The sequence below is a fragment of the Pseudomonas sp. JR33AA genome, assembly GCF_021378985.1.
In the GTDB taxonomy this organism is placed as follows: domain Bacteria; phylum Pseudomonadota; class Gammaproteobacteria; order Pseudomonadales; family Pseudomonadaceae; genus Aquipseudomonas; species Aquipseudomonas alloputida.
Genome location: NZ_JAJSAW010000014.1, coordinates 46,824 through 61,437 on the forward strand (window position 1 = coordinate 46,824; position 14,614 = coordinate 61,437).

The following is a 14,614-nucleotide window of genomic DNA, read 5'->3' on the forward strand; positions in this document are numbered from 1 at the left end:
GGCGAATTCCGGCACGGGTAAAAGGCGCGGAGTATAACGCGAAGCAACTGCCGTGGTCGCTGGACAAGCCCGGGGAAACATTCGGCGTCTCCTTGCGCGGGCAAAGGGGCTGCTGCGCAGCCCCCTGCTGTACCCGTAACCGCTAACCCCAGCGCCCCTCAACCGGCCAGGATGAAGTCTGCGGCCGTCACCGTGGTTGCATCTGCCACCCCCACCAAACGTATGGAGTCGGCACCGCCGATGCTTACCAAGGTATCCGCACCAACATCGGCGATGGTCACACTGGCACCAAAGGTGGCTGCGGTGATGTTGAGGGCGGTGATATCCAGCCGGTCCTGGCCACCCGCCGCGATGGCATCGAAATTGATGATCAAGTCGTTGCCAAAGCCTGCAGCGAACTGGAACACATCGTTGCCATCGGTGGCGATCATGGTGTCGTTACCGGCCCCACCCACCACCGTATCGTTACCTGCCGCACCGTTGAGGAAGTCATTGCCGGCCCCCCCGATCAGGGTGTCGGTACCCACGTCGCCGAACAGTGTGTCGTTACCATCGCCGCCCTGCAGGGTGTCATTGCCGTTGCCGCCATCCAGGCTGTCATCGCCAGCCCCCCCATTCAGGTTGTCGTTACCGGCTTCCCCCAGCAACGTGTCGTTGCCGTTACCGCCATCAAGGCTGTCGTCCCCCCCTCCACCGCGCAGTTGGTCGTCACCCAGGCCGCCGAACAGCTGGTCGTTTCCGGCGTCGCCGTTGAGGGTGTCGTTGCCGGCGTTGCCGTTGAGCACATCGTTACCGCCGTCGCCGCTGAGCGTGTCATTACCTGCCCCGCCATCGATGATGTTGGCCAACCCGTTACCCGTGCCGGTGAAGTTGCCTCCCCCGGTATAGGTCAGGTTCTCGATGTTGGCGGCCATGGTATGGCTGGCCAGCGTGGTACGTACAAGGTCCGTACCGGCCCCCGTCGCCTCGACAACCACATCCCCGGCGTCATCCACCACATAGGTGTCATTGCCCACGCCACCCACCAGGCGGTCGGCACCCGCACCGCCGTTGAGCAGGTCGTTGCCGGCACCACCCGTGAGGGTGTTGGCCAGCGCGTTACCGGTACCGGTAAAGGCGCTGCTGCCGGTATAGGTCAGGTTTTCGACGTTGGCGCCCAGGGTGTAGCTGGCCAGGCTGGTCTGCACCTGGTCCGTGCCACCATTGAGTGCCTCGGTGACCGTATCCCCGACGTTGTCGACCACGAAGGTATCGTTGCCGGCACCGCCATTCATGGCATCTGCGCCAAGCCCGCCGTTGAGGGTGTCGTTGCCATCCTCGCCATTGAGGAAGTCGGGGTCGTCACCGCCATTGAGGATGTCGTTGCCAATGCCACCGAACAGCTGGTCGCTGCCGCCCAGGCCGTTGAGCGTGTCGTTGCCGCCCAGGCCCGAAATCACGTCGTTGCCTGCTGTACCGGTCAGGGTGTTGGCCCCATTGGTACCTACCAGAACTACACCCGGCGGCACGGTGACTGCAGCGGTCGCCGCCGAGGTCAGCGACTCCAGGGTGCCGAAGCCGTCGGTGTAGCGCACGATCACCCGCAGCTGCTGGTTACCCTGGGCGAAGCCAGGGGTGAAGGTGGCCGCCGTAGCCCCGGCGATATCGGCGAAGATGCCGCCGGTGCCTTGCTGCCACTGGAAGCTGAAAGCCCCCAGGCCGTCGATGTCGGCAATTGCGCCAGTGAGCGCAGTCAGTGTCTGGCCCTGGTCGGGCGTGGTGTCACTGATCAGCAACGCACCGGTCGGCGCATCGTTGACGTTGGCCACCGGGTCGAGAATGTCGGAGGCGACGCTTTCCTGCACGCCAAAGTCATCCACGTAGCTGACCACCACGCGCATGTTCTGCCCCACTTGCGCCTGGGTCAGGACGAACGTACTGCTGATGGCGCCGGCGATGTTGACCCAACCGACACCCCGGTTGGACTGCCACTGGAAGGTGAACTGAGGGTTGCTCAGTCCGTCGGCATCGACGATGGTTGCCGGGTTGGCGGTAAGCGTCTGGTTCTGCACCAGCAGCCCGGTGACGGTCGGCCCGGCGCTCGGCGCGCTGTTCGGCGACGAATCGACGATTTCCAGCGTGCCCTTGGCGTCCTGGTACACCGCACGCACGCGGATGCTCAGGCCGGCGACATCGTCCGTGACGCGGTAGGTCGTACCGGTGGCCCGTGTCGCTTCACCCGCGGCCACTGTCGTGATGTCTTCATAAACCCCGGAACCCGGCAGCGTCTCCACTTGCCAGTAGTAGGCCACGGGGCCGTTCACCGCACCGGTCGCATTGGTTGCGCTGATATTGTCCGCGTCATGCACGGCGAGGGGGCTTACCCTCAGCAGTTGCCCACTGACTGGCGTATCGTCGCGCAGGCCGGTGCTAGCATCGAGAATCGCCAGGTGGCCGGTGGGGCCGGCATTGACTGCCGTACCGACGCCTGAGGCCTGCGAACTGTCAGAAAACTGCAGGCGCTCGATGCCGGTCAGGTGGTCGACGCCATCACGACCGGCCACCAGGTCGGTAACGATCACCGAGTTGCCATCGACCACCACGCTGTAGTCGGTGGACACCCCTGAGAACACCGCCGTGTCGTAGTGGTCGGTACCGCTGAGGATTTCCCGCACGATCACCAGCTGGCCCGGGTTGTAGGTGCCGTTGAGCATGAACGGCACCATCGGTTCCATGCTGTTGAAGCTGGCGATTTCCGGACCGCTGCCATCGGGGTTGGCGCGTACGCTGATGCGCACGTTCAGCCACTTGTCGCCGTCAAGGATATCGTCGCCACCTCGGCCTTCGAGCAGGTCGCTGCCGCTGCCACCGAGGATGATGTTGCCGCCGTCATAGAAGGTCGCCCCGGCCGCCAGCAGGCCGGCCAGGCCGTCGATCAGGCTGATGTTGGTCAGCACGCTGCCGGTAGCACCTGCAGTAGGCAGCGAAGTGGCATCTTCGCTGTCACCGCGCAAGTAGTCGCCATGCGCCGACCCCGACAGGCCTTCCATGATGTCGAAGCGCACCAGCGTCGAAGCGCCCGAACCCGGTACCGGTGGCACATCGAAGAAGCGGTCGCTCATGTCGATGGACACGCCCTGGGCCAAGTCCTTGAAGGTTGCCCAGTCGTAGCCCGAGCCGCCAATGTACCGGTCGCCAAACCCCAGGCTGCCGACCATGATATCGTCGCCGCCTTCACCGTTGAACTTGTCGTTCTCATTGCCGCCGACGAAGACGTCATTGCCGATGATCGGGTCGTTGCCGAGCGGATCGAAGTTGTCGCCAGGCGCGCCGTCCGAGGTGCCCTTCTCGATCCAGTCGTCACCTTCGTTGCCCATGTCCTGCTCGTTGGCCTTGCTTCCGAGGATGAAGTCATTGCCTTGGCCGCCAATGGCTTCGGAGGCGTCCTCACCGGTGACGATGAAGTCATTGCCGAAACCGCCGATGATCAGGTTGATGCCATTACCGCCGTGCAACACATCATTGCCGTCGCCGCCCTGGATGTTGTCGTCACCGCCCATGTCGCTGATGATGTCGTCGCCGGCCCCACCGCGCAGCTGGTCGTTGCCGTCGCCACCCTCGATGCGGTCGTTGCCGGCATCACCCCAGACCGTGTCGTCGCCTTCGCTGGAGACCAGAATATCGTCCCCGTTGGTGCCGCCCAGCACAATGTGCTCGGCACCGGCATAGCGGATGTAGTTGGTGTCCGGGCCAGCCGTCAGCGGGCTGTCGCGGAACACCACCTGCTCGCCGTTTTCGCCCAGCGGGTCGGCGCTGCCCAGCCCCTCGTTGTACTGCTTGGTCTGGTCCAGTTCCAGGTAGAAGCCAGGGTCGGAGAACACCAGGCCTGGCAGGTGGGTGGCCGAGCTGTTGGCCATGATCAGCTTGGCGAACGAGTTGCTTTCCAGCTCAGCGTTCATCGACAGGCCCGCCGTGCGCTCCAGGTAGTAGAAGCGGTCGCCGTCCTGCAGTTTCTCCATCTGGTTCTCGAACACGAAGTTGAAGGTGCTGCCGAGCATGCCGCCAAATGGCGCTTTTGCTTCGGCCAGGCCGCCGATCCACAGGTCGATGGCATCGACACCGGTCACGGTAACTGCCTTGAGGTCATCGGCAGTCCCAAGTACACCGTCCTTGCCGGGCAGGGTCACGTTGGCCCAGGCGCCGCTGCTGTTGAGGAAGTCCATGCGGTCGGCAGGTGCGCCATCGCCGCCGAACACCAGGGCCATGGCCGCGGCGCGTTTTTCCAGCAGGGTGGTGGCAGCGGTGATGGTGCTGTGGGTGCCGTAGGCCGCGATGAAGTTGATCAGCGACTCTGGGTGCTTGAGGTGTTGCACCAGGTCGACCCAGCTGGTGTAAGGCTTGAGCTGGGTATCGCCGGTTTGCCCGTAGATATCGCGGCGCACAGCATTTAGCGAAGGGATACCGACGTCGCGGCCACGGGCGATGTTGATCGCTGGCAGGTCCAGTGGCAGGCCGAGCAGGTTGTTGCGCAGCGCCTCGGTGACGAACTCGTCGATTTCGTTACCGGCCTGGCGGGTGACCCCGCGCACGATGGCGCTGGTGGCGTCCTCGGGGGTGACGCCACTGGCGGCATAGGCCAGCGGGTTGAGGAAGGCGGCGATCAGCCCCAGCTGCTGGTCGGGGTTGGCGCTGGCCGGGTCCTGGATGACGTTGAAGTCGATGTCGAAGCGGTCGACAGTCTCGGTCAGCATCGAGTGACCGAAGCGGTACACGGTGTGGGCGAACTCGGCCACGATCGAGGCATCGAGGTCGACGTCGTAGACCTGGGTCGGGGCAAAGAACAGGTCGACCCGAGGTTGCACGGTGCGGGCGAACTCCTCGAACACCAGGTGCTGGTATTGCATTTCGGTGCCGAACTTGGCCGCCTGGAACAGCCGCTCGCCATTCCACACCAGGGCTTCGATCTCGGCTGGGGTGACTGGCAAGGCGCTGACGGGGTTGAGCAGCCATTCGTTTAGGAAGGCCAGGTCACCCGAGTCGAGCACGGTGTCCATGGTCTGCGCCACCAGCCGGTTGTGCTCCGAGTGGAAAATCGCATGCACGGCGGTCAGGCCGATGTTCTCGTTGACCCGGCCGTCACCGGCGATGTAGTGCGCGTCCAGCAGCTCGTTGTCGTAGGCCAGGTTGGCACCGGTCTGCGGGTTGACCGGCACGGCATTGCCGGCAACGTTGTCGGCATCCGGCGCCAGCACGCCGCCACTGAACACCGGCACGGCATTGTGGGCGATGTCGGCAAGGAACTGGTGCCCGGTACGCACGGCGTTGGTCAGGTCGAGCGGTGCCAGCGGGTTGCCTTCTACCTCCTGGTCATCAGCGGTGCCGGCAATGCCGTCCAGGCCTTTCATCACCACCATCGGGTAGCCGTTGGGCCCTTTGATGAAGTTGCCGTAGGCGTCGGTGGCCAGCAGCGGCACATTGTCGACGTCGGCGTCAGTCAGGTTGATGCCGAGCAGGTCGCGGGCCTGGGCCTTGACCACCTTCCAGGTGGCCATGCCGCCGATCTCGGTGTCGTCGGCCGTGCCGAACCGCCCATCAGCGCCCAGGTCGCGATTGGTGATCAACCGGCCCGTGGCGACCGGGCCGTCGTCGGTCATCACATACGCGCGCAGGAACACCTGGTGCGAAGGATGCGAGCTGTAGGTCTGGTTCTGGTCGACGAACGGGGTGGTGGTGTTGGTGTGTTCGTGGATGTCGTCGGCGTTACCCAGAATGCCGTCCGGCCCAGGCAGGTTGGTGGCACGGGTTACCACCATGAAGTTGGTGAAGCCACCCTCCACGTACAGCGGGTCGTCCGGTTGCAGCGGGATGTAGATGGTACCGGAGCCGCCCTTGGTGACCAGGTCCAGACCATGGTCGAAAAACTGCCCGAAGAAGGTCATCCAGGCGTTGAACGGCGCAGACAGCCCGGCATCGGCCGCGGTGTTCTCGAACAGGTACACGTCATGGTCGTCGGTGGTGCCGAACTGGCCGTCCATGCCCGGGCTGGCGACGATGCGCACGCCATCCTTGAGCACGTCGTCGTTGCCTGCGGCGCCGAAGTTGAGCACGCCATCGGCACCCGGGTCATACGCGGTGGCATAGGCTGCCGGGTTGTTGGAGGTCTGGTCGACAATCAGGTTGCTGATGGTACGTGGCTGCGAATCGAACACCGGCCCGCTGGTCTGCTGGTACGACGAGCCCGGGATCGCGGGGGAACCTGGGCCGAAGAAGCCGGCTGGCGCACCTTCGGCCGGGTTGAATACCGGGTCGCTCAGGCGCGGGAAGACGTTGTCGGCGGCACCGTATTGGGTATTGTTGATGCCATTCAGGTTCATCAGGTTGTTGTTCGAACCATCCACCGCACGCAGGCCCATGGCTGCGCGGATGTTGGGGATCAGCGAGAGGATGTCCTGCCCGGCTGCATCGGCCTCGGCAATCTTGATTTGCGCGAGAATGAAGTTCAGGTCGGAGCGCACCATGTGCAGGCCGGCGCCGCCGTCACTGGCATCCACCACCGGGGTGGCCGCTGTCGGCACCACGGGCGCACCTGGCTGCACCACCGCGGTAGGCTGCGAGTACAGCACTTCGGTGGTGCCATGGGCATCCTGATAGATTGCCTTGACCCGCAAGCTCAGCCCAGCCAGGTCTGGCGACACCTTGAACGAAGTGCCATCGGCGCTCTGGAAGGCCAGGTCGCCTGCCGGCAGCAGGACGATGTCCTGGAACACACCGCTGCCCGGGTTGGCCTCGAATTGCCAGTAGTAAGACACCGAACGGTCGGCGAGCGAGCCGGTCGGGTTGCCCGCACTGATATTGTTGGCGTCGCGCACGCCGGCCACGCTCACCGTCAGCATGTCGCCCACGGTAAGCGCACCGCCGTTGCCGTCGAGCAGGGTCGGGCTGCCGGTGGGTTGTGCGTTCACCCCTTCCACCAGTACGCGCTGGCTGTCGGCAAACTGCAGGCGTTCGATGTGCAACAGGGTATCGACGCCATCGCGGCCGGCCACGGTATCGGTCACGGTCCAGACGTCGTCGGCAACATCGGCGGTGCCCTTGGTGTTCTGGGTCACCACGTACTCGCTCTGTAGCCCAGAGAATATTGCCGTGTCGAAGGCGGCCCCGCCGGTCGAAGTGCCGGGCAGGATTTCGCGCACGGCCTTGAGCTGGCCGGGGTTGTAGGTGCGGTCAAGCATGAACGGAATCATGTCGACCATGCTGTCGAAGCTGGCGATTTCCGGGCCGGTATGGTTCACATCACCAGGGGCATACACGGCGATGCGCACGTTGAGCCACTTGTCACCATCGATCAGGTCATCGCCACCACGGCCTTCGATCAGGTCGCTGCCATTACCCCCGAGCATGATGTTACCGGTGGCAAAGCCGGTGGTGGGCAAGCCAGCATCCGCCAGGAACTGCTGCAACCCACGGATCAGCGCCACGTTGGTCAGCGCACTGCCGGTGGCGCCGCCATGGTTGAGAATGGTCACGGCATCGACGTCGTCGCCCTTGAGCACATCGGCGTAGGCCGAACCGGACACCCCTTCGACCTCGGCAAACCTGTCCAGGATCGAGGCAGGCGAAGCGCCCACAGGGTTGAACACGCCAGCGTTCTGGTTAGGCGCATTGCCATGGGGCTGAGCCAACGCGGCCAGGCTGAGGTCCACGGTGACACCCACGCGGTCATTCTTGTTGGTGACCCAGTCGAAACCGGACATGCCATCCATTTTGTCTTGGGCATCACTGCCGACGAAGATATCGTCGCCGCCCTCACCGATCATTTCATCGAAGCCGCCGCCCCCGACGAAAATGTCGTTGCCAATGACTTCGTCACCCAGCAAGGGCGCGAAATTGTCACCAGGTGCGCCGTCCTGGGTCCCCTTCTCGATCCAGTCGTCACCCTCGTTACCGGTAGGTGGCAGGTTGGTCTTGGCACCGAGGATGAAGTCGTCGCCTTGGCCGCCGAAGGTGGTACTGATGTCCTCGGTGGTGATGATGAAGTCCTGGCCATCGCCGCCCAGGATCAGGTTACCGGCAACCCCCATGCTGCCAGCGACGATCACGTCGTTGCCGGCGTTGCCTTCGAGGCGGTTGTCGCCGAACGAATCGGTGATGATGTCGTCGCCCGCGCCGCCCAGCACCGCGTCGTTGCCGGCGCCGCCTTCGAGCACGTCATCACCTGCATCACCATAGAGGGTGTCGTCGCCTTCGCTGGAGATGATGATGTCGTTGCCAGCGGTACCACCCAGCACCACATGGTCCTTACCGGTGTAGTGCAGGAAGTTGCCGTCTGGCCCGACAGTATCAGGGTTATCGCGGATCACCAACGGAACGATTTCAACCCCGTTGATCTCGATGCCGCCAGTGGGGTCGGCCTTGCCGTCGGCTCCCAGCCCGGTGAACTGATTGGCCTGGTTCACTTCCAACGTGAACGTGGGAGTGAGGAACACAGTGTTGGACAGGTGGGTGACGTCGGAGTTGGCCATGATCAGCTTGGCGAAGGAGTTGTTTTCCAGCTCCGTACCGAAATTCATGCCCGCCGTGCGCGACAGGTAGTAGAAGCGGTCACCGTTCTGCAACGCTTCCAGCTGGGTTTCGAAGACAAAGTTGAAGCTGGAGCCGAGCATGCCGCCAAACGGCATTTTCTTCTCGGCCAGGCCGCCAACCCAGAAATCGATGGCGTCGACCCCGGTCACGGTCACCCCGGCAATGTCGTCGGCCGTGCCGGCGATGCCGTCCGCGCCGGCCAGCGTCACGTTGGCATAGGCACCGGTGCTGTTGAGGAAGTCGAGGCGGTCGAGGGGCGCGCCGTCACCGCCAAGTACCAATGCCACGGCGGCGGCGCGCTTGGCGGCCTCGGTGGTGGCCCCGGTAATGCTGCTGTGGGTGCCGTAGGCGGCAATGAAGTTGACCAGCGACGCCGGATGCTTGAGGTGATCGGCAAAGTCGACCCAGCTGATGTAGGGCTTGAGCTGGCTGTCGCCGGTCGCGGCATAGAACTCGCGGCGGGCCTCGTTCAGGCTGGGGATGCCGGTATCACGACCGCGAGCGATGTTCAGCGCAGGCAGGTCAAGTGGCAGGCCGAGCAGGTTGTTGCGCAGGGCTTCGGTGACGAACTCATCGATCTCGTTGCCTACCTGGCGGGTAACGCCGCGGATGATAGCGCCCGCCGCTTCATCCGCCGTGGCCCCACTACCGGCGAACGCCAGCGGGTTGAGGAACGCGGCAATCAGGCCCAACTGCTGGTCGGGGTTGACCGGGTCGGCAGAAACCGGGTTGAACGCCGGGTCGAAGCGGTCGACGGTCTCGGTCAGCATCGAGTGGCCAAAGCGGTACACCACATGGGCGAACTCGGCGAGGATCGCCGGGTTGATCGAGGTGTCATAGCCGTTGGGGGCGAGGAACTCGTCGATCTGCGGCTGGATGGTGCGGGCGAACTCTTCGAACACCAGGTGCTGGTACTGCATCTCGGTGCCGAACTTGGCGGCCTGGAACAGCCGCTCACCATCCCATACCAGCGCGGCGATGCCGGCAGGCGTGGTCGGGATAGCGGTTACATCGTCGATCAACCATTCATTGAGGAACGCCAGGTCGCCCGCAGCCAGCAGAGTGTCCTTGGTCTGCTGCACCAGGCGGTTGTGCTCAGAGTGGAACACATGGTGCACGGCGGTCAGGCCGATGTTCTCGTTCACCCGGCCGTCACCGGCGATATAGTGCGCGTCGAGCAATTCGTTGTCGTAGGTCAGGTTGTTGCCACCCTGCCCGACCGGCTGCGCGTTGCCCACCAGGGTGTCGGCGTCGGCCTGCAGCGCACCCCCGACCACCACCGGTGCGGCATTGTGGGCAATGTCGTCAAGGAAGCCATGCCCGGTACTCACGGCATTGGCCAGGCTGATCGGTGCATTGCGGTCACCCTCGACCAACTGGGTGACATCATCAGCGGTGCCAGCAATGCCATCGGCGCCGTTGTTCACGCGCATGACCACCTGCGGCATGCCGTTGGGTCCGCGCAGGAAGTTGCCGTAGGCATCGGTGGCCAGCAGCGGCACGCTGTGCACGTCGGCATCGGTCAGGTTGATACCCAGCAGGTCACGGGCCTGGGCCTTGACCACCGCCCAAGTGGCCATGCCACCGCTTTCGCCGTTGCCATCGTCGGCGGTGCCGAACTTGCCATCGGCGCCCAGATCACGGTTGGTGATCAGGCGCCCGGTAGCCACCGGGTCACCTGCGGCGTTGACCGTATATTCGCGCAGGAACACCTGGTGCGAGGGGTGCGAGCTGTAGGTCTGGCTCTGGTCGACGAAGGGCGAGGTGGTGTTGGGCTGGCTATCGTCGGCGGTACCCACCACGCCATCGGCGCCGGCGGTGCGCACGGCGCGGGACAGTACCATGAAGTTGGTCGGGCTGCCGGCCACGAACAGTGGGTCGTCGGGGCGCAGCGGGATGAACACGATATCGGTGCTGCTCTTGCTGACCAGGTCCAGGCCGTGGTCGAAGAACTGGCCGAAGAAGGTCATCCAGGCGTTGAAGCCGGCGGTCAGCCCAGCGTCTGGCGACACGTTGGGGATGAAGAACACAGGCTTGTCGTCAGCGGTGCCGAACACCCCGTCGATCCCGGGGCTCATCACCGAGGCGGCACCGCCGTTGGCCTCGACTGCGGCCGGGTTGTTGGCTGTCTGGTCGACGATCAGGTTGCTGATGGTGCGCGGTTGCGAATCGACGACATTGCCGGTGCCGACATAGTTGGCACGGTAGGACGCTTCGAGCAGGCGCAGGAACGAGTTGTCGGATGCGCCGAACTCGCTCTGCCCGGCGACCAGGTTGTTGTAGCTGCCGTCCACCGTGCGCAGGCCAAAGGGTACCTGGCTGTTGGGCAGCAGGTCGATCAGGCTGGCGCCATCGGCGTGCGCCTCAGCGATGAAGATCTGTTTGAGGATGAATTCAAGGTCCGACTTGCTGAAATTGGCCATTGCAGTTGCCCTCGATCTGTCCGGAGATGACACAGGGCAACAGGGTCCTTCCCGCGCCCAGTCAGTGTTGACGTGCGCAGAATCTGGTTGGATGTACCGGGCTCAGTAGCCCAGCACTCGTGTGCTGAAACCTCTGGCCTCTTCTTGGCAAGCTGGCACCCCGTTGCGGGAGGGCCCTGTAAACCGTGCGCAACAGGTGTAACGCACATGCATCGATCCCAGCTCGCACAGGGCCCGAATACTTCAGACTAAAGTCGTAGGCAAAACGCTTGTCAATATTTCGTCAAAAAAATCTCCACCGATGATAATGCGATGCAACTCACTGTTTTTCTGCGACTTATAAAAAGTTCAAAGTATTTATAGAGCAAAATGATATTACCGGATGTTTCGTTGCAACCTACGCTGCTGCATGTGGGAGCAACGCAGCGTCTTGGGCAATAACGCCAACAAAGCGACCCGCCTGCGAGCCGACCAAGAAGCCACAAGTGCCGTTGTACGGGGGTGCCGCAAGGGCTTCCCGCTTTGTGAAAAAGGGAGGCCCCCAGATGCCCAAGCCACCACGCACCCGCTCCGAGCTGGCCGACGTTCTGTTTCGCTTGCGCCGCAGCTTCTACGCCCTGGCCGCCTTCAGCGGCGTGATAAACGTCATGATGTTGACGCCAGCCATTTATATGTTGCAGGTGTATGACCGCGCCCTAGTCAGCCGCAACGTCACGACCTTATGCATGCTCACCTTGCTGGTGGTCGGGCTGTTCCTACTGATGTCGGCCCTGGAGATGGTCCGCACCCGGGTGTTGATAAGGGTGGGCAACGGGCTGGACATGAGCCTGAACCGGCGCATTTTCAGCGCGGCCTTCGAGCGCAACCTAAGCCGTGCCGGCGGCAACCCGGCCCAGGCCCTGCAGGACCTGGCGCAGGTACGGCAGTTTCTCACCGGCAACGGTTTGTTTGCGTTCTTCGACGCCCCCTGGACACCGATCTACCTGCTGGTTTGCTACCTGATCCATCCGTGGCTCGGGCTGGTCACCACAATTGGCTCGCTGATCCTCGTCGGCCTGGCCTACCTCACTGAAAAGGCCACGCAAAAACCCTTGGCCGAAGCCAACCAGGCAGCCATGTCGTCGGCCAGCTACGCCAACAATAACCTGCGCAATGCCGAAGTGATCGAAGCCATGGGCATGCTGCCGTCAATCGGCAAGCGCTGGTACCAGGGCCATTTGCGTATCCTGCAGATGCAGACCCTGGCCTCCGACCGCGCGGCGCTGATCAGCAGCACCGGGCGCTTCGTGCGCATCACCCTGCAGTCGCTGATCCTCGGAACCGGCGCGCTGCTGGCGATCGAGGGCACAATCACCCCCGGCATGATGATCGCCTGCTCGATCCTTACCGGCCGAGCCCTGGGCCCGGTGGAACAGGTGATCGCTGCGTGGAAACAACTGCTGGGCTGCCGCCTGGCCTGGGGCAGACTCAATGACCTGCTGCAGGACTACCCGCAACGGCCACCGAGCATGTCGCTGCAGCGGCCAATGGGCATGCTGGCCGTGGAGAACGTGATCGCCGGCGCCCCTGGCAGCAGCACCAGTATCGTACGCGGGGTGAGCTTCAGCCTGGCCCCGGGTGACAGCCTGGGTGTCATCGGCCCTTCGGCCTCGGGCAAGTCCACCCTCGCCCGCCTGTTGGTAGGGGTGTGGCCGGCCCAAGCCGGCAAGGTGCGTTTGGACGGCGCCGATATCTTCACCTGGAACAAGGCCGAACTGGGCCCGTGGCTGGGCTACCTGCCGCAGGACGTGGAGCTGTTCGAAGGCACCATCGCCGAAAACATCGCCCGCTTTGCCGAGGTGGACAGCGACAAGGTGATCCGTGCCGCCCGCAGCAGCGGGGTACACGACATGATCCTGCGCTTCCCGCAAGGCTACGACACCCGCCTGGCCGCCGATGGCAGCCCATTGTCTGGCGGCCAGAAGCAACGCATCGCGCTGGCCCGCGCCCTGTATGGCGAGCCCAACCTGGTGGTGCTGGACGAACCCAACGCCAACCTCGACGACGTGGGTGAAAAAGCCCTCGTCGATGCCCTGGCAGAGCTCAAGGCACGCGGCGCCACGGTGGTGATGATTTCCCACCGGCCCAATGTGCTGTGCGCGGTCGACCAGATACTGATGTTGCGCGACGGCGGTGTGCACATGCTGGGCAGCCGCGACGAAGTGTTTGCCGCGCTGCGCAAGGCCGCGGTGATCCCGGCAACGGCTGCGGCACCGCTGGCTTCGGTCAAAGTACGGGAGTAACCGACCATGCAGATGACTCAACAGGCCGAACTGATCCCCGCCGAGACCAGCCACCTGATCGATCTGGACGCGGGCCGCCCGGTACGCTGGGGCGTATGGCTGGTCATCGCCGGCTTCGGTGGCTTTCTGCTGTGGTCCTGCCTGGCGCCACTGGACGCCGGCGTGGTCGCCACCGGTACGGTCAAGGTCACCAGTAACCGAAAGGCGGTCCAGCACCTGAGCGGTGGCACCGTTGAAGCGATCATGGTGCGCGAAGGCGATGTGGTGAAGAAAGGCCAGGAAGTGGTGCGCCTCGATGCGCTGCGTGCGGTGGCCGAACAAGGCGCACTCAGCGCCCAGTACATCGTCAGCAAGACCGTGGAAAACCGCCTGGAAGCCGAGCGCGATGGCCGCGATACCGTCACGTTCGACCCTGCCCTGCTTGAACACTACGCCAATGACCCACGCCTGCTGGCCGCCATGGACCTGCAACAGCGCCTGCTCGATACCCGCCGCGCGGGCCTTGCCGGTGAACTGAGCATCCTGGAAGAAAACCTCACGGCCTCGGCAGTGCAACTGAAGGGCTTGCAGCAGGTGTACGGCGCCCGCGCCTCGCAGATCGGCTTCCTCAACCAGGAACTGCAGGGCACTCGGGTACTGGCCGCCGAAGGTTATGTACCCCGCAACCGTCTGCTGGAGCTGGAGCGCAGCAATGCCGACCTGTCCGCGGGCCAGGCCGAAAACCTCAATAACATTGCCCGGGCGCGTAGCCAGGCCACCGAGATCAAGCTGCGCATCCTGCAGCGCCAGCACGACTACCTGAAGGAGGTGGAGTCGCAACTGACCGACACCGCCAAGGAAAACACCACCCTGGCCGACCGCTTGCGTGCACTGGACTATGAAGTGACCCACACGGTGATACGCTCGCCGATCGACGGCATGGTCCAGGGCCTGAGCATCGCCACGGTCGGCGGCATCATTCAGCCCGGGGCCAAGATCATGGAAGTGGTGCCGCTCGACCAGCCGCTGCAGGTCGATGCAATGATCCCGGTGCAGGCGATCGACAAGATGGTCCCAGGCCTTGCCGTGGACATCGCCTTCCCGGCCTTCAACCATGCGCAGACGCCGAACATTCCCGGCCGGGTAAAAACCATTTCCGCCGACCGGCTACTCGACGAAGAAAGCAAGCAGCCGTTCTACCTGGCCCAGGTGGAAGTGACGCCGGCCGGCATGGGCTTGCTGGGCAGCAACCACATCCGCCCCGGCATGCCTGCCACCGTCACCATCAAGACCGGCGAGCGCAACCTGCTCAGCTACCTGCTCAAACCAATGCTCGAACGCGTGGACGCCGCGTTCAAGGAGCAATGA

3 protein-coding genes are annotated in these 14,614 nt (G+C 63.8%); 2 read left to right on the forward strand and 1 reads right to left on the reverse strand.

Annotated elements, in window-relative coordinates:
• Nucleotides 1-158: 158 nt before the first annotated feature.
• On the reverse strand, nucleotides 159-10,985 hold the full coding sequence (locus LVS58_RS19945) for a peroxidase family protein (protein WP_233692480.1): 10,827 nt from the start codon (nucleotides 10,983-10,985) through the stop codon (nucleotides 159-161).
• Nucleotides 10,986-11,530: 545 nt separating this feature from the next.
• On the opposite strand from LVS58_RS19945, the gene LVS58_RS19950 reads away from it, so the two are divergent.
• Together LVS58_RS19950 and LVS58_RS19955 are read left to right on the forward strand one after the other, a co-directional pair.
• A complete protein-coding gene (locus tag LVS58_RS19950) occupies nucleotides 11,531-13,267 on the forward strand; it encodes a type I secretion system permease/ATPase (protein WP_233692481.1) in 1,737 nt (578 codons plus the stop codon).
• Nucleotides 13,268-13,273: 6 nt separating this feature from the next.
• A complete protein-coding gene (locus LVS58_RS19955) occupies nucleotides 13,274-14,614 on the forward strand; it encodes an HlyD family type I secretion periplasmic adaptor subunit (protein WP_233692482.1) in 1,341 nt (446 codons plus the stop codon).